At 58.8% G+C, this 22,721-nt stretch carries 22 protein-coding genes; 11 read left to right on the top strand and 11 right to left on the bottom strand.

The features are described from left to right. The 5 genes from ABUK73_RS16760 to ABUK73_RS16740 all read right to left on the bottom strand — a co-directional run bounded on the left by ABUK73_RS16760 (position 1) and on the right by ABUK73_RS16740 (position 7,429). Positions 1 to 1,362: a glutamine synthetase family protein gene (locus tag ABUK73_RS16760; RefSeq protein WP_162727661.1), complete on the bottom strand. Its 1,362-nt coding sequence runs from the start codon at positions 1,360 to 1,362 to the stop codon at positions 1 to 3. 194 nt (positions 1,363 to 1,556) lie between these two features. Beyond that, positions 1,557 to 3,206: an ABC transporter ATP-binding protein gene (locus tag ABUK73_RS16755; RefSeq protein ID WP_353578263.1), complete on the bottom strand. Its 1,650-nt coding sequence runs from the start codon at positions 3,204 to 3,206 to the stop codon at positions 1,557 to 1,559. After that, on the bottom strand, positions 3,203 to 4,348 hold the full coding sequence (locus tag ABUK73_RS16750; protein ID WP_353578262.1) for an ABC transporter permease: 1,146 nt from the start codon (positions 4,346 to 4,348) through the stop codon (positions 3,203 to 3,205). The genes ABUK73_RS16755 and ABUK73_RS16750 overlap by 4 nt, the downstream gene beginning before the upstream one ends. Then, a complete protein-coding gene (locus ABUK73_RS16745; RefSeq protein WP_353578261.1) occupies positions 4,348 to 5,439 on the bottom strand; it encodes a microcin C ABC transporter permease YejB in 1,092 nt (363 codons plus the stop codon). The genes ABUK73_RS16750 and ABUK73_RS16745 overlap by 1 nt, the downstream gene beginning before the upstream one ends. A gap of 145 nt (positions 5,440 to 5,584) precedes the next feature. Continuing rightward, positions 5,585 to 7,429: an extracellular solute-binding protein gene (locus ABUK73_RS16740; protein ID WP_353578260.1), complete on the bottom strand. Its 1,845-nt coding sequence runs from the start codon at positions 7,427 to 7,429 to the stop codon at positions 5,585 to 5,587. 173 nt (positions 7,430 to 7,602) lie between these two features. Here ABUK73_RS16740 and mepA point away from each other — a divergent pair, with 173 nt between their 5' ends. From mepA to phnN, 9 genes are all read left to right on the top strand, one after another. Then, positions 7,603 to 8,664: a penicillin-insensitive murein endopeptidase gene (mepA, locus tag ABUK73_RS16735; protein ID WP_353578259.1), complete on the top strand. Its 1,062-nt coding sequence runs from the start codon at positions 7,603 to 7,605 to the stop codon at positions 8,662 to 8,664. Between the two features lie 100 nt (positions 8,665 to 8,764). Further along, entirely contained in the window at positions 8,765 to 9,139 is a 375-nt protein-coding gene (locus ABUK73_RS16730; RefSeq protein WP_353578258.1) for a methylglyoxal synthase, read from the top strand. Positions 9,140 to 9,170: 31 nt separating this feature from the next. Beyond that, positions 9,171 to 10,187 (top strand): glucokinase, encoded by a 1,017-nt coding sequence (locus tag ABUK73_RS16725; RefSeq protein ID WP_353578257.1) that lies wholly within the window; start codon positions 9,171 to 9,173, stop codon positions 10,185 to 10,187. 95 nt (positions 10,188 to 10,282) lie between these two features. Continuing rightward, on the top strand, positions 10,283 to 12,067 hold the full coding sequence (locus ABUK73_RS16720; protein ID WP_353578256.1) for an ABC transporter ATP-binding protein: 1,785 nt from the start codon (positions 10,283 to 10,285) through the stop codon (positions 12,065 to 12,067). A gap of 23 nt (positions 12,068 to 12,090) precedes the next feature. Then, a complete protein-coding gene (gene dapB / locus ABUK73_RS16715) occupies positions 12,091 to 12,918 on the top strand; it encodes a 4-hydroxy-tetrahydrodipicolinate reductase (RefSeq protein ID WP_353578255.1) in 828 nt (275 codons plus the stop codon). A gap of 21 nt (positions 12,919 to 12,939) precedes the next feature. Then, positions 12,940 to 13,575: a 2,3-bisphosphoglycerate-dependent phosphoglycerate mutase gene (locus ABUK73_RS16710; protein WP_353578254.1), complete on the top strand. Its 636-nt coding sequence runs from the start codon at positions 12,940 to 12,942 to the stop codon at positions 13,573 to 13,575. A gap of 462 nt (positions 13,576 to 14,037) precedes the next feature. Then, entirely contained in the window at positions 14,038 to 14,727 is a 690-nt protein-coding gene (locus tag ABUK73_RS16705; protein ID WP_353578253.1) for a DUF1045 domain-containing protein, read from the top strand. Continuing rightward, positions 14,724 to 15,860: an alpha-D-ribose 1-methylphosphonate 5-triphosphate diphosphatase gene (locus ABUK73_RS16700; protein WP_353578252.1), complete on the top strand. Its 1,137-nt coding sequence runs from the start codon at positions 14,724 to 14,726 to the stop codon at positions 15,858 to 15,860. The genes ABUK73_RS16705 and ABUK73_RS16700 overlap by 4 nt, the downstream gene beginning before the upstream one ends. After that, entirely contained in the window at positions 15,857 to 16,459 is a 603-nt protein-coding gene (gene phnN, locus ABUK73_RS16695) for a phosphonate metabolism protein/1,5-bisphosphokinase (PRPP-forming) PhnN (RefSeq protein ID WP_353578251.1), read from the top strand. The genes ABUK73_RS16700 and phnN overlap by 4 nt, the downstream gene beginning before the upstream one ends. A gap of 14 nt (positions 16,460 to 16,473) precedes the next feature. On the opposite strand, the gene ABUK73_RS16690 is transcribed toward phnN, so the two are convergent. The 4 genes from ABUK73_RS16690 to exbB all read right to left on the bottom strand — a co-directional run bounded on the left by ABUK73_RS16690 (position 16,474) and on the right by exbB (position 20,094). Then, positions 16,474 to 17,463, bottom strand: coding sequence for an Ldh family oxidoreductase (locus ABUK73_RS16690; protein ID WP_353578250.1), 990 nt, complete (start codon positions 17,461 to 17,463; stop codon positions 16,474 to 16,476). An 86-nt stretch (positions 17,464 to 17,549) separates the two neighbouring features. After that, on the bottom strand, positions 17,550 to 18,494 hold the full coding sequence (locus tag ABUK73_RS16685; RefSeq protein ID WP_353578249.1) for a TonB family protein: 945 nt from the start codon (positions 18,492 to 18,494) through the stop codon (positions 17,550 to 17,552). After that, positions 18,491 to 18,979: a TonB system transport protein ExbD gene (exbD, locus tag ABUK73_RS16680; RefSeq protein ID WP_353578248.1), complete on the bottom strand. Its 489-nt coding sequence runs from the start codon at positions 18,977 to 18,979 to the stop codon at positions 18,491 to 18,493. Before exbD ends, ABUK73_RS16685 begins: the two co-directional genes overlap by 4 nt. Positions 18,980 to 18,981: 2 nt before the next feature. Then, the gene (gene exbB / locus ABUK73_RS16675; protein ID WP_353578247.1) at positions 18,982 to 20,094 is read right to left on the bottom strand and encodes a tonB-system energizer ExbB; all 1,113 of its coding nucleotides are present in this window, start codon (positions 20,092 to 20,094) and stop codon (positions 18,982 to 18,984) included. A 306-nt stretch (positions 20,095 to 20,400) separates the two neighbouring features. On the opposite strand from exbB, the gene ABUK73_RS16670 reads away from it, so the two are divergent. After that, entirely contained in the window at positions 20,401 to 21,108 is a 708-nt protein-coding gene (locus tag ABUK73_RS16670) for a YoaK family protein (RefSeq protein ID WP_353578246.1), read from the top strand. A 9-nt stretch (positions 21,109 to 21,117) separates the two neighbouring features. Here ABUK73_RS16670 and ABUK73_RS16665 read toward each other — a convergent pair whose 3' ends face one another. Then, a complete protein-coding gene (locus tag ABUK73_RS16665; RefSeq protein WP_353578245.1) occupies positions 21,118 to 21,636 on the bottom strand; it encodes a hypothetical protein in 519 nt (172 codons plus the stop codon). A 93-nt stretch (positions 21,637 to 21,729) separates the two neighbouring features. On the opposite strand from ABUK73_RS16665, the gene ABUK73_RS16660 reads away from it, so the two are divergent. Continuing rightward, entirely contained in the window at positions 21,730 to 22,365 is a 636-nt protein-coding gene (locus ABUK73_RS16660; protein WP_353578244.1) for a trimeric intracellular cation channel family protein, read from the top strand. A gap of 61 nt (positions 22,366 to 22,426) precedes the next feature. Here the strand turns inward: ABUK73_RS16660 and ABUK73_RS16655 are convergent, their stop codons facing one another. After that, positions 22,427 to 22,684: a BQ00720 family protein gene (locus tag ABUK73_RS16655; RefSeq protein WP_113086283.1), complete on the bottom strand. Its 258-nt coding sequence runs from the start codon at positions 22,682 to 22,684 to the stop codon at positions 22,427 to 22,429. Between the last annotated feature and the right edge of the window lie 37 nt (positions 22,685 to 22,721).

The following is a 22,721-nucleotide window of genomic DNA, read 5'->3' as shown; positions in this document are numbered from 1 at the left end:
TCACACCGTCCTGATATATGCGTCATATTCGACGTCGGTCACGCGAAGCGAAAACTCGGAAAGCTCCTGCTGTTTGCAGGCGGAATAGAGCGTACGATATTTCTGCCCGAAGGTCGCATAGGCAAAGCTGGAGCGCGTGAAACGCTGCAGCGCATAATCCCAGTTGGTCGGCAGCGGTTCGTGGTTGATGGCGTGGCTGTCGCCCGAGATAGCCCCACCCGGCTGGCGCTTTTCCTTCATGCCGGCAAGGGCGGCACTGAGGATCATGGCCAGGACAAGATAGGGGTTGGTATCGGCACCTGCCACGCGGTGTTCGATGCGGGTTGCGGGCTTGCTGGCGGTGATGACGCGCACGGCAGCCGACCGGTTATCGATGCCCCACGAGGCATAGGTTGGGGCGTGTTCGCTGGGGCGCAGGCGACGATAGGAGTTTGCGTGGGGCGCAAACACCGCCATGCTCTCCCCCATGTTTTCCAACAGACCACCAACGGAGTGCATCAGCGCTTCGGATGCGCCGTTTTCGCCCGCATAGATATTGTTGCCGTCCCTATCCAGCATGGAAAAATGGACATGCATGCCATTGCCCGCCTGCATCCCATAGGGCTTGGCCATGAAGGTGGCATCGAGATCGTGCTTGCGCGCCACGCCCTTGACGATGCGCTTCAAAAACACCGCAAAATCCGCAGCTTTGAGCGCATCCGGCACATGGTTGAGGTTGATTTCGTACTGGCCGGGGCCGTTTTCGCGAAGGGTCGTATCAGCCCCCACATCCTGCGCGCGGCAGGCGGTGGCGATATCGTGGAAAACCTCTTCGAAATCCTGCAATTCGGAAATCGACAGAACCTGCGTCTGGCCGGTGTGCCAGCGCCCTTCACGGCTGCGCGGCGGGCGCACCGGATCAAGCGCCGAGCGCACGGGGTCGATCAGATAGAATTCCAGCTCCGTGGCCACAACAGGTGTCAGGCCGCGCTTGGTAAAGCCATTCATGACCCGCGCCAGAACATTGCGCGGATCGCCATAAAAACCGCTGCCGTCAGGGTCCTGCATGGCCAGCAGCACCTGCGCGGTGGGGCGCCCCAGCCACGTGACGCGCGAGAGCGTGCCCGGCACCGGGAAACATAGGCCATCCGGATCGCCCGTGCCTTCTGCAAGGCCAGCAGCATTGACGTCGCGGCCCCAGATGTCCAGCGCATAGACGGAGCGAGGCAGAGCCATGCCTTTTTCCAGCACATCGATGGCCCGTTCGCGCGGTATCCATTTGCCGCGCGGCACGCCATTCACATCGATGACAAAGGCTTCAAGAATTTCAATATCGGGGTTTTGTTCGAAAAAGGTTTTTGCGTATTCAATATCGGCCATCATTCACCAGAAAGTTGTTTCGTTTTTGGGTGCGGCACAAGTGCTGCTAACGAAAAGCATCCTGCTGCTGATAGATCAGATATCGCGCTGTCATGATGACATCATGCCCCGCAGTTCCCAATGTCCCCACCCATGTTACGTGGGCAAGACGCATAAGGCTAGCGTGTTTTTCAGCGAAAGCAGGCGCTTGAGCGCGCCTACTCGCTCACCGCCGCCGTCTTGACTGCCTCGATGTTGAAGGCAGCCGCCATCAGCGCGCGTGTGTAGTCTTCTTTCGGTGCCTCGAATATGGACTTTGCCGGTCCGCTTTCCACCACCTTGCCGTGGCGCATGACGATGACATCATTGGCAAGCGCTTTCACAACCTTGAGGTCATGGCTGATGAAGAGATAGGCGAGATCATGCTTGGCCTGCAAATCCCGCAACAGATCGACCACCTGCGCCTGCACGCTCATATCCAGCGCCGATGTCGGCTCATCCAGCATCACGAAACGGGGTTTCAGCACCATGGCGCGGGCAATGGCGATGCGCTGTCTCTGGCCACCGGAGAATTCATGCGGGTAACGCCAGCGCGTGGCGGGGTCGAGCCCCACCTCATCCAGCGCCTGCGCCACGCGCCGGTCCCGCTCATCCGCAGACAGGGATTTTTCATGCACCCGCAGACCTTCGGCAATGATCTCACCCACCGACATGCGGGGGCTGAGCGATCCATAGGGGTCCTGAAACACCACCTGAAGACGGTTTCTAAGCGGCTTCATCATGGAATAGGAATAGCCATCGATGGATTGGCCGATGAAGCTGATGCGCCCCTTGGAGGATATCAGCCTCGAAAGCGCAAGGCCCAGCGTCGTCTTGCCGGACCCGGATTCACCCACGACGCCCACCGTCTGCCCGGCGCGCAGCGTGATATCGATGCCATCCACCGCCTTGACGTGATCCACAACCTTGCGCATCAGCCCGGCCTTGATCGGGAACCAGACCTTGATCTCGTCTCCCTGCATGACCACTGGCTTGCTGCTATCGGAAAGCGGCGGCTCGCCCTTCGGTTCGGCAGCCAGAAGGTGGCGGGTATAGGCGTGCTGCGGGTCGTTGAAGACCTGCTCCACCGTGCCGGTCTCCACGATCTTGCCCTTGGTCATGACGCACACGCGGTCGGCGAATTTGCGCACGATGCCGAGATCATGGGTGATGAACAGCATGGACATATCATGCTGGTTCTTCAAATCACCCAGAAGCTCCAGAATCTGGGCCTGCACCGTCACATCCAGCGCCGTCGTCGGTTCGTCCGCGATCAACAGCTTCGGTCGGTTGGCGAGCGCCATGGCAATCATCACACGCTGGCGCTGGCCACCGGAGAGTTCATGCGGATAGGCCTTCAGCCGCTTTTCCGGCTCGCGAATGCCAACCTGCAACAGCAGTTCCAGCGTTCGCTTGCGCGCCTCGACGCCGGTGATGGACTGGTGAAGCTCGAGGATTTCGCCAATCTGCCGCTCGATGCTGTGCAGCGGGTTGAGCGACGTCATCGGCTCCTGAAAGATCATGGTGATATCGTTGCCACGCACACTGCGAAGATCGCGCAGCGACGCATTCAGCAAATCCTTGCCTTCGAACAGGATTTGCCCCGAGGGATGGCTCGCCGCCGGATAGGGCAAAAGCTTCAAAATGGAATTCGCCGTCACCGATTTGCCGGAACCCGACTCCCCCACCAGCGCCACGACCTCGCCCGGCATGATGTCGAACGACACCTGATCGACAGCCACACTCTCCTTACCACCCTGATGGAAGGCAACGGAGAGATCGCGGACGGAAAGAAGCGGAGTGGTCATCATATCCTTCGTGGCACTCATCGGAAGGTCTTTCTCGGGTCGAAGGCATCGCGCACCGCTTCACCGACGAAGATCAGCAGAGACAGCATGATCGACATGGTGAAAAAGGCCGTCAGGCCCAGCCAGGGTGCCTGAAGGTTGTTCTTGCCCTGCGCGATCAGTTCTCCCAGCGAAGGCGAACCCGGTGGCATGCCGAAGCCGAGGAAGTCGAGCGAAGTCAGCGTAGTAATCGAGCCCGAGAGGATGAAAGGCAGGAAGGTCAGCGTTGCCACCATAGCATTGGGCAGCAAATGGCGGAACATGATCGTGCCGTTGCCGACACCTAACGCGCGGGCGGCATTCACATATTCGAAGTTTCTCGCCCGCAGGAATTCCGCGCGCACGACACCGACGAAGCCCACCCATGAAAACAGCAGCATGATGCCCAGCAGCACGAAGAAGCCGGGCGGCAGAATGGCGGCGATGATCAGCAGGATGTAGAGCACCGGCATGGACGACCATATCTCGATGAAACGCTGCATCAAAAGGTCTGTCCAACCTCCGAAATAACCCTGAACGGCACCGGCGGTTACGCCGACGATGGCAGATGCAATGGTGAGCGCCAGACCGAACAGCACTGAGATCCGGAAACCATAGATGACACGGGCAGCGACATCGCGTGCCTGATTGTCGGTTCCCAGCCAATTGAGATTGCCAATGGTACAGCCGGGATCTGCGGCCCCTTGCGGGTAACCGGAGCAGCGTTCCTGTGCATCCATCAGCCAGAAAGGTGCCGTGGGTGCGGAATGCGGAATGTTCGAATTGACCGTCTGGTAGGAGTAGCGGATCGGTGGCCAGATCATCCAGCCATTGGCTTTTATCTCATCCTGAATGAAGGAGGATTTGTAATCCGTCTGGGCCAGAAAGCCGCCGAATTTCTCTTCCGGGTAATCGACCATGACAGGCACTAGAAGCTCGCCCTTGTAGGAGGCGAGAATGGGCTTATCGTTGGCGATGAATTCCGCACATAGGCTGAGCCCGAACAGAAGCAGGAAAAGCCAGAACGACCAGTAACCGCGGCGGTTGGCCTTGAAGTTCTGCCAGCGCCGCACGCTTGTGGGCGAGAAGTAGGGGCGCTTTTGCGATGGCGCTGCATCGGTGGCGGCGGGTGAAACAAGCGTCATTACACATCCCTCCGCTCGAAATCGATGCGCGGATCGATCCATGTATAGATGAGGTCGGAGATGAGGCTGACGACGAGGCCCATCAGCGAGAAGATGAACAGCGTGCCGAACACGATGGGGTAATCGCGGTTGACGACCGAGAGATAACCCAGCCGTCCGAGACCATCCAGCGAGAAGATGTTTTCGATCAACAGCGAACCGGTGAAGAAGGCGGATATGAAGGCGCCGGGGAAACCGGCAATGACGATCAGCATGGCATTGCGGAACACATGCCCATACAGCACCTTGCGTTCCGAAAGCCCCTTGGCGCGGGCCGTGACCACATATTGCTTCTTGATTTCATCGATGAAGGAATTCTTGGTCAAAAGCGTCGTGGTGGCAAAGGCTGAGAGAACAAGTGCTGTAAGCGGCAGCGCTAAGTGCCAGAAATAGTCGATGATCTTCTGCCACCATGTCAGTTCCGCGAAATTGTCCGAGGTCAGCCCGCGTAGCGGGAACCAGTCGAAGAACGAGCCACCGGCAAAAACCACGATCAGCAGAATCCCGAACAGGAAGCTCGGCACCGCATAACCGACGATGATGATGCCGGAGGTCCAGACGTCGAATCGCGATCCGTCCGAAACCGCTTTCTTGATACCGAGCGGAATGGAGATGGCGTAGGAAATGATCAATATCCAGAAGCCAAGCGAAATCGACACCGGCAATTTATCGATAATGAGATCAATGACCGAGGAATTGCGGAAGAAACTGTCGCCGAAATCAAAGCGGATGTAGTTCCACATCATGTCCAGAAAGCGGGTCAGCGGCGGCTTGTCGAAACCGAACTGTTTTTCCAGCTTCGCGATCAAATCCGGGTCGAGACCCTGCGCACCGCGATATTTCGAACCGCTCTCATCTAGACCGCCCTGCCCCATGAGGTCGCCACCGCCGGAAAGTCGGTCGGAAGCGCTGTCGCCGGAGCCGGAAAGCTGGGCGATGACCTGCTCCACAGGTCCACCCGGCGCGAACTGAATGACGAGGAAGGAAATGCCCATGATGCCGATAATGGTCGGTATCATCAGGGCCAAACGCCGCAGAATATAAGCTCCCATCAGGCGCGTCCCTGCATGGCAAGAGGTTCGGTCATCATCGGTTTCGTCAAACCGTTTCCTTTCGGGCCTGCGGACTATGCCGCAGGCGGCGTGATTCGTAATGGTCCATGTGAATCAAGGCTTGGCTTATAAAGCAAGTCCCGCATCATTTCCCGGCGTTTGCGGACCACCATGCGTCGGGAAAGCCGATGCCGTATCGGGGAAGGTTTTGCGGCTGCACCAGCGTCTTCCAGTAGGCAAGCGTCATCTCACCGCGATAGAATTGCGGAATGACGTAGTTTCCGGCCAGAAGCACGCGATCCAAAGCTTTTACGGCGGCAACCTGATCGTCCCGGTTTGCTGCAAAAATGATTTTGCGAATAAGGGTATCAATGGCAGGACTGCTGATGCCCGCGAAGTTCTTCGAGCCCTGACGGTCCACAGCCTTGGATCCCCAGTAATCGGACTGTTCGTTTCCGGGGTTGGCGCTCTGAGCCCAGAGATTGACGATCATATCGAAATCGAAGGAGCGGGTGCGGTTCGTGTATTGCGACGTATCGACAAGCCGCACCGTCGCGTTGATGCCGATCTTCTTCAGATTTTGCGTGTAGGAAACGACAACGCGCTCCATCGCAGCGGAATCAACGAGAATTTCGAAATCGAATGGCTGACCGGTGGACGCATTGACCATGCGGTTGCCGCGCAGCTCATATCCGGCATCCTTCATGAGTTTGACGGCCTCGCGGAGATTGTCACGCTGCTTGGCCGGATCGCCACCAACCGGGTTATGATATTCCTTGGTAAAGACTTCAGGCGGTATCTGATCTTTGATCTCGTTGAGGACGTCCAGTTCTTTGCCTTGCGGCAAACCGGATGACGCCAGATCGCTGCCCATGAAGAAGCTGTTGATCCGCTGGTACTGATTATAAAACAGCGTGCGGTTCATGTCTTCGAAATCGAACGCATAATTCAAAGCCAGACGGACTTTCGGGTCTTTGAACTTGTCCCGTCGCCCATTTGGAACCAGCGCCTGCATGATGCCGACAGAGCGATAGATATTGGGCAGCTCTTCCTTCTTGATTCGACCGTCTTTCACGGCTGGAAAATCATAACCAGTTGCCCAGCGCCCTGCCGAATTCTCCTGCCAGAAATCCGTATTCCCGGCCTTGAAAGCCTGAAACTCGACATCGCGGTCGGTATAGAAGGTATAAGTGATCGTCTTGAAGTTGTTCAGCCCGACATTGACGTTGACGTCCTTGCCCCAATAATCGTCGCGCCGCTCATAGGTAATGGTCGAACCTGGTGCGATGGACGCGATCTTGTATGGGCCAGACCCCATGACGGGCTCCAGCGTGCCACGGGAAATGTCGCGTGGCTTGCCGTCAGCGCCATTGGCCTCCCACCAGTGTTTGGGCACAACGAGAAGCTGGCCGACGATCTGCGGCAGTTCCTTGTTGTTTTTCTCATCGAAGGTGAAAGTGATTTCACGCTCACCGGTCTTTTCCGCCTTGGTGACATGAGTGTAATAGGTGGCGAGTTGCGGGCTCAGATCCTTCGCTTTATCGAAACTGAAAACCACGTCTTCCGGCGTCACCGGCTGGCCATCGGCCCATTTCGCTTCTTTTCTCAAACGGAAACTGGCCTTGGCGATATCGTCGGGATAGCTGACCGCCTCGGCAAGAAGACCGTAGGACGAAGACAGCTCCTCCTCTGAAGATTTCATCAGCGTATCGAAAACGAGGCTTAGTCCGGTCGCAAGCTCGCCCTTGGCCAGAAGCGGATTGACCGTATCGAAAGTGCCGGCGGTCGACATGCGCAGGGCGCCACCCTTCGGCGCATCCGGGTTGACGTAGTCGAAGCGCTCGAAACCGTTGGGGTGCCTCAGCTCACCGATCGTCGAAATCCCGCTTCGCCAGACATCGCCATCCGCAGCCGATGCTCCCATGGGCGCGACCGCAAGAGACAGGGTGGCCAGAGCGAACAAGCCGGATTTCAACATTGCCAATGCCATGGGGCGACAGTCCTTTTTGGTTTTCATTGCCGTGCAGCATAAGACAAACATGGGCAAAAAATAGGGGGCCTACCTCAATCCTTCGAGAGCCCGCAAACATGCTTTCACCAAATTCCCGTTCCAGCGTAATATTCAAAAGAGAATCAGCTCAAGCATTGCAGGCGGCGGACGATATGGAAAAACAGGCAACGGGCCTGCGCAAGGCATCCCTTCTGGCCCTCTCGGTCATATCAATGATGTCTGTTGATATCGGGGCCGCTTTCGCGCAGGACGGCCCGGCCAAACAGGTGTTCGGCAATATTGCCCTTCCATCTGCCGGTCCTTCCATTTCCTACGGTTCCTATGCCAAGGGCTGCCAGTCCGGAGCGGTGGCGCTACCCACGGAAGGTCAGGGCTTTCAGGCCATGCGGCTGTCGCGCAACCGGCGCTGGGGTCAGCCGCAACTGATTTCCTTTATCGAACACTTTGCGCAGGATGCCCAAAAGATCGGTTGGCCGGGCCTGTTGATCGGCGATATCTCGCAGCCGCGTGGCGGTCCGATGCTAACCGGCCATGCGTCGCACCAGATAGGCCTCGACGTCGATATCTGGTGGCGACAGATGCCCAATCAGGTGATGAGCGCCGAACAGAGGGAAAGCACGCCCTTCATTTCCATGCTCGACAAGAGCAAATTCCTGACGGTGGATGACCGCAAATGGTCGCCGCTCAATGCGAAACTGGTGATGATGGCGGCGAGCTATCCGCAGGTGGAGCGTATCTTCGTCAATCCGGCCATCAAGCAGAAGCTGTGCCAGTCATGGACCGGCGACCGCACCTTCATGGGCAAGATCAGGCCGATCTATGGGCATGACGAACATTTCCACGTTCGTCTGGAATGCCCGCCGGGCGCGACCAATTGCAAGCCGCAGGCACCCGTTGCGGCAGGCGATGGCTGCGACAAGTCGTTGGCATGGTGGTTCACGAAGGAGCCTTGGGCCACGCCGAAAAAAGACCCCAACGCCAAGCCGCCAAAGCCGCCGCGCCCGATGATGGTGTCCGATCTGCCGAAGGCCTGCGCCGCCGTCGCGGCTGCGCCCGCTGCAAACGGAGCCAGCATGGCTGTTCGGGAAACCTACGTGCCAGCGGCAGCAGCACCGCAGGCGCCTGCCCCGGCACGGTCGCAGTCCGGCGGCTCTGGCGTTCCCATGCCACCCGCAGACGTTCCACGCCCCTCATCGCGCCCATCGCTGAACTGATGTGACGCGACACCGCTTTTCAAACGGTGTCGAGTTGCTATAGAAGGCTTCAAATCGATTTAAAAATCGCAACGCAAATAACGCTGGCGCAGGACATGAGATGACCGGGCAACGCTGTATCGCACTGATCGCACATGACCTAAAAAAAGACGATATGGCGGATTTCGCCCGCGAGCATCAGGCGGCGCTATCGCAATTTCGCCTTGTTGCCACTGGCACCACCGGCGGGCGCGTGCAGGATGCGTGCCCGGGCCTGAATGTCATCCGCTTGAAAAGCGGCCCGCTTGGCGGTGACCAGCAGATCGGCGCTATGATCGCGACGGGCGAAGTGGATATGCTGATCTTTTTTGTCGATCCCCTCACAGCCTTGCCGCATGATGTTGACGTGAAGGCCTTGACGCGACTTGCAACGGTTTACGACATTCCCATGGCGCTGAACCGCGCCACAGCGGAAATGCTGACAGACTTTAATTGAAACATTGATATCCGGCGATCCAGGAGCAGCAATGCCCAAGCAGAACGATACTCTTTTCTTTCCCATTCTCATTGGAGATATCGGCGGTACCAATGCCCGTTTCTGTATTTTGCAGGATGCCGACGCAGAGCCGGTGCAACTGACCAGCGTCAAGACGGCAGATTTCAAGACCATCGATGATGCGATCAGGATCGCCATTCTCGACAAGACGTCGTTAAAACCGGTTTCGACCATTCTCGCAGTCGCCGGTCCCATTGAGACGGATGAAATTCCGCTGACAAACTGCCATTGGGTGGTCAAACCGAAGGAGATGCTCGTCAATCTCGGTTTGAAAGACGTCATCGTCATCAATGATTTCGAGGCACAGGCACTCGCCATTGCCACTCTCGGCGACGACAACAGGGACACGATTGGCCCGCAGCGCCCCGACATGATGGCGTCACGCGTGGTGCTTGGGCCGGGCACGGGTCTGGGTGTCGCCGGGCTGGTCTATGCCCGCCACATGTGGTTTCCGGTGCCGGGCGAAGGCGGTCACATCGATATCGGTCCACGCAGTGCACGCGATTATCAGGTCTTCCCGCATCTCGAAACCATCGAAGGCCGCATTGCCGGTGAGCAAATCCTGTGCGGACGCGGCCTCGTCAATCTCTACCGGGCTATCTGCAAGACGGATGGCGTGACGCCTTCCTTCTCGGACCCAGCCGAAATTACCGCGACGGGCCTCAGCGGCGAAAACCGCGAGGCGAAAGAAACCCTGTCTCTGTTCAGCACCTATCTCGGTCGCATCGCAGGCGATCTGGCACTGATCTTCATGGCGCGAGGCGGGGTCTATCTCGCCGGCGGGATTTCTCAGAAAATCATCCCCGCTTTGAAACTGCCGGAGTTCCGCGCGGCCTTCGAAGACAAGGCTCCGCACAGCGCCTTGATGCGCAGCATTCCGACCTATGTCGTCACCCATCCGCAAGCCGCTCTAGCAGGGCTATCGACCTATGCCCGCAGACCTGCAGACTTCGGCCTGGCGCTGGACGGTCGGCGCTGGCAGGCTTAGAGCGCACTCGGCACTGGTCAAAACCTGCCCGAATGGCTATAGACGCCCGTAAAGAAGGCGGCTTGCTCGCCAGAACCGCACAAGGTGGATAAAGCTTGAAGACCGCCAAGACACGGCATCCCCTGGATACCGACACAATCACATCTGTCCTGAAACGCATTTTTGCAGAAAACGCCCGTGATCATATTTCCGGCTACGCATTTGCGATTTTCTGCCTGCTGACCGTTGCCGGTACCACGGCTTTTACGGCCTGGATCATGGACTCCATCATCAACGAAGCATTCGTCAACAGACGGGCCGATCTCGTCTGGATTATCTGCTTCTCCATTTTCGCAGCCTTTTTCATCCGTGGACTGGCAACCTATGGCCAGTCGGTGGCGCTGTCGAAAATCGGCAACAACATCGTCGCGCGCTATCAGAAGCGCCTGTATTCCCATCTCATGACCCTGTCGGTCGGGTATCTCAGCGAATCCCGCTCCGCGCATCTCGCAGCGCAGGTCAGCCAGAATATCGGCGGCATCCGCGATGTCATGAACCTGACCGTGACGACAGTTGCCCGCGATCTCCTGACCTTCATCGCACTGGTTGCTGTGATGATCTTCAAGGATCCGGTGCTTTCCATCGTCATCGTTTTCATCGTGCCGCCTCTCGTCCTTGGCCTGCGCTACATTTCCAAACGGCTGCGTAGCGCCACGCGCGACGCGGTCATTCTCAACAGCCGCGTGCTGGGCGCCATGCAGGAAACATTGCAGGGTATTGCCATCGTCAAAGCCTTCACGATGGAAAAGCAGCTGGAGACCAGAGTTGACGCGGTCATCGATTCCGCAGAATGGCGCGCTAACCGTATTGCCCGCCTGACGGAAAAAAGCGCGCCCTTGACGGAAACCATTGCAGGTCTCGCCGTTTCCGGCGTTCTGGCCTATGCCGCCTATCGCGCCATTTACGACAATGTCCCGCCAGGTGCATTCTTTGCCTTCGTGACAGCGCTTCTCCTGGCCTATGATCCCGCACGCCGTCTCGCGCGTGTTCAGATTTCGCTGGAGCGCGCTGTCGTCAATGCGCAGATGATCTACGACATTCTGGACATGGAGCCCGTCCAGCGCCAGAAGCCCGATGCAAAGCCCCTGGCCGTTTCCAACGCGACGGTTGAACTGCGCGACGTGGTGTTTTCCTACAAGGATGGCGGTGCGATCCTGAAGGGCGTGAGCTTCGTTGCCGAAGGTGGCAAGACGACCGCTCTGGTCGGCCCCTCCGGTGCGGGCAAATCGACCATCATCAATCTCATACCGCGCTTTTACGATCCAAATGGCGGCGCGATCCTGATCGATGGTCAAAACATCGCCGATGTCACGACCATGTCCGTTCGCCAGAACCTCGCCTACGTCTCCCAGCAGCCCTATCTCTTCGAAGGCACCATCCGCGACAATATTCGCTACGGTCGTCCTGAAGCGACGGATGCCGAGATCGAAGAAGCGGCACGACTTGCTTTTGCGCATGACTTCATTCTCGCCCAGCCGCAGGGTTACGAAACACCGGTCGGCGAGAACGGCATGACGCTTTCCGGCGGTCAGCGCCAGCGCCTGTCGATTGCCCGCGCGCTGGTGCGCAATGCACCGATCCTGCTGCTGGACGAAGCGACCTCCGCGCTCGATACGGAATCGGAAGCCGTCGTGCAGATGGCGCTCGATACGGCCATGACCGGGCGCACCGTCATCGTCATCGCCCACCGTCTTTCGACCGTGGTCAAGGCGGACAAGATCGTCGTGATGAATGAAGGCCTCGTTGTGGAAGAAGGCGTCCACGAGACGCTTGCGCGTCAGGAAGATGGTCTTTACGCTCGCCTCAACAATCTTCAGGCGACGGGCGTTCGCGGTCTTTAAACGAAAGCATTGAGTGGGGCAGCATGAGCGGCAATGGCATGAAACTGGTGGTGGTCGGTGCAGCTGGACGGATGGGGCAAACGCTGATCCGCCTGATCCACGAAACACCGGGTGTCCAACTGCATGCCGCCGTGGAGCGTGAAGGCTCGCCCTTCATCGGTCGTGACGCCGGCGAGATTTCCGGCCTCGGTCCCAACGGCGTGGCAATCACCAGCGATGCGCTCGAGGCTTTCGTCCACGCCGAAGGTGTCATCGATTTCACCTCACCCGCTGGCAGCGTCGCCTTTGCCGGTCTCGCCGCACAAGCCCGCATCGTCCATGTCATCGGCACCACGGGTTGCTCGGTGGCTGATGAGGAAAAATTCGAGGCTGCGGCGCGCCACGCCCGTGTCGTGAAATCCGGCAATATGAGCCTTGGCGTCAATCTGCTCAGCGTTCTCACCCGGCAGGCAGCAAAGGCGCTGGATGCCAGCGGTTGGGATATCGAAATTCTCGAAATGCACCATAAGCACAAGGTCGATGCGCCCTCGGGCACCGCCCTGCTTCTCGGTGAGGCCGCGGCCAAGGGCCGGGGTATCGACCTTGCATCCAAATCCGTGCGCGTGCGTGATGGCCATACCGGCCCTCGTGAAGGTGGCACGATTGGCTTTGCCACGTTGCGCGGCGGCTCGGTCGTCGGCGACCATTCCGTTATTTTTGCTGCAGAGGGTGAGCAGGTCACGCTGTCTCATCATGCGGCAGACCGCACGATTTTCGGACGTGGTGCCATCGCTGCTGCCGTCTGGGCACATGGGCAGAAGCCCGGCTTTTATTCCATGCTGGACGTTCTCGGTCTGGCGAAAGACCAATAATCAACTCGGAGAGCAATTGATATGAGCGGAACCCTCGTCCTCGTTCGTCACGGCCAAAGTGACTGGAACCTCAAGAACCTCTTCACCGGCTGGCGCGACCCTGACCTCACCGAACTCGGTGTGCAGGAAGCCAATGCGGGCGGCAAGGCGCTTGCCGATTACGGCATCAAATTTGATATTGCCTACACCTCTTCGCTGATCCGTGCCCAAAGAACCTGCCAGATGGTGCTCGACAATGTCGGCCAGCCCGATCTCCAGACAATCCGGGATGAGGCGCTGAACGAACGCGACTATGGCGATCTCTCCGGTCTCAACAAGGATGATGCCCGCGAAAAATGGGGTGAAGAACAGGTGCATATCTGGCGCCGTTCCTACGATATTCCCCCTCCGGGCGGTGAAAGCCTGCGCGACACCGGCGCCCGTGTCTGGCCCTATTACATGACGGAAATCCTGCCGCGCGTTCTGCGCGGCGAAAAGGTACTGGTTGCGGCGCACGGCAATTCGCTGCGCTCGCTGGTCATGGTGTTGGACAAGTTGAGCAAGGAAGAAATCCTCAAGCTCAACCTCGCGACGGGTGTACCCATGGTCTACAAGCTAAATGCGGATTCCACCGTCGCTTCCAAGGAAGTGCTGGGCGATATGTCCGCCGCGCATTAATAGTGCGCAGAATCAAAAAAGCGCCGCAGCGTGAAGCTGCCGGCGCTTTTTGTATTTTATCTGCTTCTTACCCGATCGTTTCAGCACAATGAGAATATTGCGCCCGGGTTAACGTCAGAAATTGCGATGTTCTCCGAACCAATAGGCGCAACATACGCTTGAAGCGGCAAATACTGTAAAGAACAGTGCGACGAGAATTCCGATTTCCATGAGCCTGTGCTCCTTGCATCCGTGAATACTTGCAAGACTAACGCAGAATGGTTGAAGAAGTTTCATCATGGATTTCGGGCGTGGAGTAGCGAGCAGCGATCTCACCCCTAAAATGCATCTCTAGGGCAGAGTTTTTCGCCGCTATCATCATTCCGTCACGTAGAGGTTCTAATTCGCTGTTGCGGCCTTGCTTCGCCAAGGCGAGTCATTCCAAATACCGCTCTGATCCCTGATACTGAAAGTGCGACCGACGTGCGCTACGCCATCTATTTTACCCCCGCCGAGAATGATGCCCTGACCGAAAAGGCATCGCGATGGCTGGGGCGTAATGCGTTTTCCGGTATTGCTCATGATGACCATGATGCCTATGCGGAGATCACCGCCGAGCCACGTCGTTACGGTTTCCACGCCACGCTGAAAGCGCCCTTCGAGCTGTCCGAGAAGCGCAGCGAAACCGATCTTCTGGCCGCTTTGCAGGCGTTTGCCGCCTCGCGGCAGGCTTTTTACATCCCCAAACTGGTGGTCGGATCTCTCGGACCCTTCTTTGCGCTGGTGCCGCACGCGCCGTATCAGCCGCTTCAGGATTTTGCAGCAGATGTGGTCGATTATTTCGAGCCCTTCCGCGCACCCTTGTCCGACAGTGACATTGCCCGCCGCAGGCCACAGAACCTCACGGAAAGCCAGCGGCATAATCTGTCGCTCTGGGGCTACCCGCATGTCATGGACGATTTTCGCTTTCACATGACACTCACCGGACCGGTGGATGAGGCAGACAGCGCGCACATATCCGGCGTGCTGGCTTCAGAATTTTCCAACTTCACGGATCGGCCACTGTCCATTTCGGGACTTGGCCTCTTCGTTGAGAAGGCGCGTGGCGAGGCCTTCACCATTCACACATGGCTGCCGCTTGCCGCACCTGATATGAAAGAAGCAATAGCATGACGGAACAGATATTCTCCAACGCCCGCATCGTTCTCGAAGACGATATCATCGAAGGCTCTGTCTTGGTTCGCGATGGGCTGATCGCCGATGTCAGCGAAGGCACATCCCGCATTGGCGAGGATTTCGAGGGTGACTATCTGATCCCCGGCCTCGTGGAATTGCACACAGACCATCTGGAGCAGCATTACTCGCCGCGCCCGGGCGTGACCTGGAACAAGATTGCCGCCATTCAGGCGCATGATGCGCAGATCGCCTCGTCAGGCATTACAACCGTTTTCGATTGTCTTCGCCTCGGCTCGGATGAAGATGGCGGCTTTGCCAAGGGCGAAATGCGCGACATGGCAGACGCCATCGAGCAGGCGCAGAACGAAAACCGCCTGCGCGCCGACCACCTGCTGCATCTGCGCTGCGAGGTTGCGGCTGGCGACGTGCTGGATCATTTCGAGGACTTCGAAAACGACCCACATGTGAAGCTGATTTCGTTGATGGACCATTCCCCGGGGCAGCGCCAGTTCCAGACCATGGATCAATATATCGTCTTCTATCAAAAGAAGCGCGGGCTCAGCGACGAGGTCTTCAAGGCTTTCATGGAACGGCGTGTCGCTGCATCGGCCAAATATTCCGCCCCGAACCGCGATTATCTGTCTGCCCGTTGCCTTGAGAGGGGCATCACCATTGCCAGCCATGACGATGCCACCCATGCGCATGTCGAGGAAGCCATCGGCCACGGCGTCAAGCTGGCCGAGTTTCCGACCAGCGTCGAGGCGGCACAGGCATCGCACAGCGCGGGCATGAGCGTGTTGATGGGTGCACCCAACATCGTTCGTGGCAAATCCCATTCCGGCAATATCGCAGCGCGCGATCTCGCCGAACTCGGCGTGCTCGATGTCCTGTCGTCCGACTATGTCCCCTTCAGCCTGCTGTATGCGCCGTTTCTACTGGCCGATCAGGTCGAGGGCATGACGCTGCCGAAGGCGCTCTCCATGGTCACCGCAACACCAGCACGCACCGTGGGTCTCAGCGACCGCGGCCGTATTGCTACCGGCCTTCGCGCGGACATGCTGCGTGTTCACAGGGACAAGGATGTTCCAATCGTCCGCTCCGTCTGGCGGCAAGGCAGGCGCGTGGCATGAACGAGAGCGCGCCGCATCTTTCCAACCCGGCTGCGAACCGTCACGGCGTGATGATCGTCGTCGTCGGCCCAAGCGGTGCCGGCAAGGACACGCTGATGGAATTTGCGGCACGGCGGCTCGGCCAACGGGAGGATATTCACTTTGCCCAGCGCGCCATTACCCGCAGCAGGGATGCGGGCGGTGAGAACCATGATGCGGTGACGCCTGAAGAGTTCGCGCGCCGCTTCGATAACGGTGATTTTTGCGTGTCCTGGCAGGCCCATGGCCTAAGCTACGGCATTCCGACCTCGGTTCGGGACCAGCTGGCGCAAGGCAAGATCGTCATCGCCAATGGATCACGGTCCGCGCTCAGCCATTTCAAGGCGGCCTTTCCGACGCTGAAGGTCGTCAACATCATCGCCACGCTGGATGTGCTGGCCGCGCGGCTGGAAAGCCGTGGCCGCGAAAGCCGGGAGGAAATTCTCCGCCGGCTCCAGCGTAGTTCGCTCGAAGTCTGCGGCGACTTCGATGTGACGACGATAGACAATAGCGGAGCGCTGGAGGTTTCAGGCGCGGCTTTTGCTGAACTGCTCGAAGAACAGCTCAGCCGTTGCCAATGATGACGGGGCTTTGATTACAAGGCTTTGATCTGGGCCAGAATATCGTCTTCAATGACGATGCCGTTTTCCAGCGACTGCTTGCGAATGCCCTGACTGCGGCGTCCCGGCAAACGCGCATTTTCCTGCCCCTCGATTTCACTTGCCATGAGAGCAAGCCGCTTGGCGAAGACGTCGTATCCGGCAATCAGCGGATCGATGGCGATGATGGTGTGGCCCAATGACGGCGCCGTTCCCGTATCGTCCAGCAGCGACGAGGCCTGAAAGCCGAAATTGCCACCGGTCAGGCCTGCGGCCATAACCTCCACCATCAATGCCAGCGCAGCACCCTTTGCCTCACCCGCAGGCACCATGGTACCGTTGATCGCCTCGTTCGGATCGGTCGTCGGTTGTCCCGAAGCATCCAGCGCCCAGTCATTGGGAATTTCGGCGCCCTTTTGGCGTGCTGCCATGATCTTGCCGCGCGCGACCTTGGACAGAGCAAGGTCGATGACCAGCGGATCGGCACCGTCGATCGGTGCGGCGAAGGCGATAGGGTTGGTTCCGTAAAGCGGCTTGATGCCACCCCAGGGCGCCATGGATGCGGGTGCATTGGCGACCATGAAAGCGACGAGGCCCTGTTCCGCAAAACGCTCCACCGTCAGCGCCATGACACCGGCATGGTGCGATCGACCGATGAGACCGAGAGCAATGCCCTGCGAGCGGGCAATATCGGGAAGCTTTTCGACAACGAGATCAATAGCCGGATAAGCATAGCCGTGACCGGCATCGACGGATAGCACGGCGGGGCGTGTCTGAATGGCGACAGGCCGGGCCTTGCCTTCGATTTTCCCGACGCGCAGCTGGCCGATATAGGCAGGTATGCGGCGCACCCCGTGACCACCCTGCCCCGCAGCTTCTGCTGCTACAAGGGCGCGCGCGACGGAGCGCGCATTGTCCTGCAGAACACCGTTGTTTTCAAAGATGGAAGAAACGAACTCTTCCGCCTGCTCTATGCTGAATTTCATGACTGGCTTGACCTGCGGTGGGTAAAAGCCAGCCATAGCGCAAGCGGCAGCGGAGCGAAACGCTTTTCGGTCTGCTCCGCCCCGGGCTACTGAATCTTGATCGGCAGTGTGACAGTCCGGTTTGCATCCGGTGGTGGCTCTGCCACGGGAGAGGCTCTTTCGATCCAGGCCAGAACCTGTTGATCGATGGAGGCATCGCCTGTCGATCCCTGCAATCGGATCGAGCTCAAGGCGCCATTATCATTGACCCGGAACGTCACCGTCACGACCTTGCCGCCAGCGCTGAGCGACGAGGGCTTTTTGCGCGAAATCTGCGAGCGGATGCGCGACTGCCATTTTGCAGGCGTCATGGCAGACGAAAACAGACCCGAACTGTTGCGGGATGCCGCCGTGCGGTTGGACTGTGTCGTCTCGACCTTGGCGGTTTCCTTGGCAACGGAAGGTGGCGGCGCGGCTGTCTGCTTGCGCTCGACCTTCTTCTTTTCAGGCTCTTCCTTCTTTTCCACCTTCTTCTCGACGGGAGGCGGTGGCGGACGCATGACAGGCAATGGCACCTCGACATTTTCGAGAGCGGCCATCTGTTCCTGCTGAATGGGGTCGATTTCTTCCACCGGCTCGGGCACTTCTTCCGGCAGAGGCTCCGTCACTTCCTGTGGCGGCTCCGGCATCGGTTCAGGCTCGGGCGGCGTTTCCTCGACAACGGGTTCTGGCTGCGGTTCAGGCTGGGGCTGAGGCGCTTCCTCTGGCGGAACTTCTTCCACCTTTTCGGGAACCTCGCTCTTTACCTCCTGCACGTCTTCCACATCATTTGCCTCCACCGTTTCTTCGGTTTCGACAGCTTCGGGAAGGGCGGCAAGCTCGATCATGATGGCCGCAGGCGGTCCACCATCGGCGTCGGGTTCCGGCTGGTCCTGCATTAGGTAGTAAGCCGCCCCAGCATGGACGGAGAGCGTCAAGAGGCCGGCAACTGACCATAGCACCACTTCTCCCAGCCGGGAGCGTCCGGAACGGGGAAAAGACGTGGCACTCATGGCGTCGCTCCAGCAGGCGCGGGTGCAGGTGTGCCGGGGGCAGCGGCGGCAGGCTGCGTTGCAGCCGCAGCATTCTCAAGGCCAACCAGCGCAATCTTCAGGTAGCCGTTGTCTCGCAGCATGTTCATGATTTCCATGAAATGCCCGTAATCCACGGCCTTGTCGGCCCGCAGGAAAATGCGCGTATCCTTGTTGCCGCCGGTGCGCGCATCGAGGCTCGCCGCCAGCGCTTCACGCGCCACGGCGTCGTTGCCGAGATTGAGCGACAGGTCGTTCTTGACGGTCAGATACAGCGGTTCATCCGGGCGCTCGGCGGGCTTGGCCGAGGATGCAGGCAGATCGACATTCACATCGACAGTCGCAAGCGGCGCTGCCACCATGAAGATGATGAGCAGCACCAGCATCACGTCGATGAAAGGCGTGACGTTGATCTCATGGTTTTCGGAGAGTTCGTCCCCTCCGCTTTCACGAATACCACCAGCCATGATCAGCGACCCACGAGCGAGACGGCAGGCTTGGCGGCATTGCCGGGCGGAATACGGCGGAAATCGAGGTCACGGCTGACCAGACGCTCGACGCCAGCGGCAACATCCGCCAGCAGGTGGCGATAACCGGTGATGGAGCGGGCAAAGATATTGTAGATCACCACAGCCGGAATGGCCGCAACGAGGCCGATGGCGGTTGCCAGCAGCGCTTCGGCAATGCCGGGTGCAACGACGGCCAGATTGGTCGTCTGCGATTCCGAGATACTGATGAAGGAATTCATGATGCCCCAGACCGTGCCGAACAGGCCGACGAAGGGCGAGACGGAGCCAATGGTTGCCAGAATACCGGTTCCGCGCGACATGCGACGGCCCGCATGGGTTTCGATGCGACCGAGAACGGAGGACACGCGCTCCTTGATGCCACCGCCATCGGTATGTTCAACCACGGCGTCGGAAAGATGCATTTCATGGGTCGCCATGCGCAGCATGAGAGCAGCCGGGCCACCCTTCTTTTCCACCGCACCCATGGCTTCAGAGAGGGTCTTTGCCTTGTGGATGATCTTGAGCGTGGAACCGGCGCGAATGCGTGCACCAGCCAGTTCGATGGATTTTGCCACCCATACGGTCCATGTGATCAGCGACGCAAAGGCAAGACCGATCATCACGCCCTTCACCACCCAGTCGGCGGCCATGAACATGCCCCAAGGGGACAGATTGTGCGGAATATCGGTGCGCTTTTCAGGCGTGCCCGAAGGCTGCTGCGCCGGGTCGGCAAGGCTTGGCTGAACCAGAGGCTGGCTGGCGGCTGCCGGTGCTGGCTGTTCTGCGGCAGACGTGGGCGCTGTTGGCTGCGGTGCCGGGGCCGCAGGGGTCGGCTGAGCCGAATTCTCGGTTGCTGGCGCTGCGGGAGCAGGAGCGGCAGGGGCCTGTGCCTGTGGTGTTACGGTCTGGCCAGATGCGGCAGGCTCATTGACCGGGGCGGGCGGCGTCGTTTGCGCCACGCCTGCGCCAGCATAAAGGCAGGCAACGAGTGACAGCATGAGTGCGGCAGACCCGCGTCGTTTGCCCGGCAAAGCCTTGAGGTTTGACGAATGGGTCAATTTTTCAGATGCCATCATGATATTCCCGGAGTTCCGTAACAATGCGCCGATCTTCTGCAGCCAGAGCCTGCATTCTCAAACCTTGCAAGCGTTCTGCGCATTCCGCTAACAAAGTTGAGTAGGATTGACAACTAATACCTTGCTGAAACCTGTCCTGTAAACTCCTCTTTTACGAAAACGGCCTTCTGATTCGGCCAGGCTGTTCGTGATGCGGCAAGCCAGGGCGGGAGTTTGCGGGCAATTGAGGACGCCAACCCGGTTTAACGGGGTGGAAATCTTGGCCCCCTAAACTCCGCATCGAACCCGTATTGCGAGACGTCCATGACCAGACAGAGACGGCGAAAGATCATTCGCGCAAGACGCACGGCAACCGGCATTGCGCTGGTGGCAGCGCTGTCCTTCATTGCCGGAATGACCGATGCCATCGGGCTCACGATGTCCGGCGATTTCGTGTCCTTCATGACCGGCAACACCACCCGCGCGGCCCTGTCGCTGCAAGCTGGTGATTATGCCCATGCGGGCATTCTGTTGCTGGCCATTCTCACCTTCGTTGCTGGCAATGCGGGCGGCATCGTCATTGCCTATCGATCCCAAAGGCGCGTTTTCACCGTTCTGTGCTGCGTCGGCCTGCTGCTTTTCGCCGCCGCTCTTTTGCAAATGCAGGAAATGAAGCTCACCCAGTTCTATCTGGTCGTCTTTGCCATGGGCATGATCAATGCCGCTGTCGAACATATCGAGGGCCTGCCGATTGGCCTCACCTATGTCACCGGCGCACTCTCGCGTTTCGGGCGCGGCATCGGAAGGTTCATTCTGGGCGAGCGAAAGCTGGATTGGACGATCCAGATGGTGCCGTGGATCGGCATGGTTGCGGGTGCGATTTGCGGCGCGGTTCTGGCGACAGCCTATTCCGCAATCGCCCTTGCTTGCGTCAGCCTGCTGGTCTTCGTCGTCGCCATTGCCAGCATGTTCATGCCGCCTTCGCTGCGCCGCCGCTACAATCAGGGCGTCGCGATCAGGACCAGTAAATAGGTTCGCAGATTATTTCCGCGAGATCGTCACGAATTTCGTGCCACGCACGCGCACCGTCATTTCGCAGGGTTCGCTATCCGTGCGGTCGCAGAAGCGGGGGTGCATTTTCAGCACGAAGACCATGTTTCCAAAGCGCTGGACGAAATCATAGCTGTAGATCGTGGCGGTGGCGATCATCAGATAGCCGCCTTCCTTGACCTGCACATAGAAATTATAGGGGCAGCCATCATCGTTGCAGGCGCGTGCCTTGTCGCCATCGCAGGTCAGTTCGCCGCGATTGGTGACGGCATCTACCAGCCCGTCATTGTTGATATCGAGCCGTGTTACGAAACCCGGACCGAACTCGGCCACTTTGCATTCCTGGCGAAAATGGTCCTTCTCGTAAATTTCCGGATCGCTGACGAGTTCCTGCTGTGCCAGCGCCACCACCGGAACGGCCAGAAATACCAGCGCTTGAAGCGTTACGAAGAGAAGGCGTTTCACGGCATTTTCCTTTAGGTCTGTTTCGGCTATGGATGCGGGCAGCATGGGACTGTCGCTTTGTCGATCCGGCGACGGAAGATAGGTCCTGTCCCTTGCGTGACACTGACCCTGCGCGCATTATCTGAGGAGCGCCTGCCCATGACCCTTCTGGCCTTTCTCGATTATGCGGGCGTTGCCGTTTTTGCCGCCACCGGTGCGCTTGCCGCCTCCCGCAAGCAGCTGGATCTGATCGGCTTTCTGTTTTTTGCAGCCGTTACCGGCATTGGCGGGGGTACGTTGCGTGATCTGGTGCTGGGCCGCGCACCCGTCTTCTGGGTCGTCAACCCGACCTATATTCTCGTCTGCGTGGTCGTCGCCGCGCTCGTCTATCTGACGGCGCATCTGCTGGAATCCCGCTACCGGCTGCTGATCTGGCTCGATGCCATCGGTCTCTCGGCCTATTGCGTCATGGGCGCGGCCAAGGGTCTGGCCGTCAGCGGCTCTCCCACCGTCGCCATCGTGACCGGCACCATGACGGCCACATTCGGCGGTGTTTTGCGTGATATTCTGGCGGGCGAGCCATCCGTCCTGCTGCGGCCCGAGGTCTATATCAGCTGCGCCCTGATGGGAGCCTGCGTCTTTACCGCTGCCCATGCCATCGGTCTGCCGCTTCTCGTTGCATCCGGTGCTGGCGTTCTGACCGCCTTTGCGATCCGAAGCGGCGCGCTGATCTTCGGCTGGACCTTTCCGCGCTACCATCCCCGTCCCGGCAGACCGCCGGAAGACGTGATGTAAGACAAAGACAAAAGGCGCCCGTGGGCGCCTTGATCATATTCAACAGAGCAACTGGTTCGTCTCAGTGCACGCTGATGGTGCGAAGCTCGTCTTCCGCTGCCTTGAAAAAGGTGCTGGAGCGGTTGTCGGTCAACAGGATCGGCGTGCCATCCGCACCAAACAGGGCCCACAGATCAAGGCCGGGATCGATACTGGGTGCTTCGGGGAAACAACGGTTCACGTCTTCGGCGCGAATTTTGCGGATATATCCGACTTCGCCTGCTCCGATATGAGCCAGCTGGGACTTGGTCAAACGCGCATGCGCTTCTTTCAAGAGCATATTTCAGTCTCCACATTCTAAGACGCCGCGACGTGAG

Origin of the sequence: Agrobacterium vacciniicorymbosi, assembly GCF_040427045.1 — a bacterium.
In the GTDB taxonomy this organism is placed as follows: domain Bacteria; phylum Pseudomonadota; class Alphaproteobacteria; order Rhizobiales; family Rhizobiaceae; genus Agrobacterium.
This window is presented reverse-complemented; position numbering and strand designations above follow the sequence as displayed.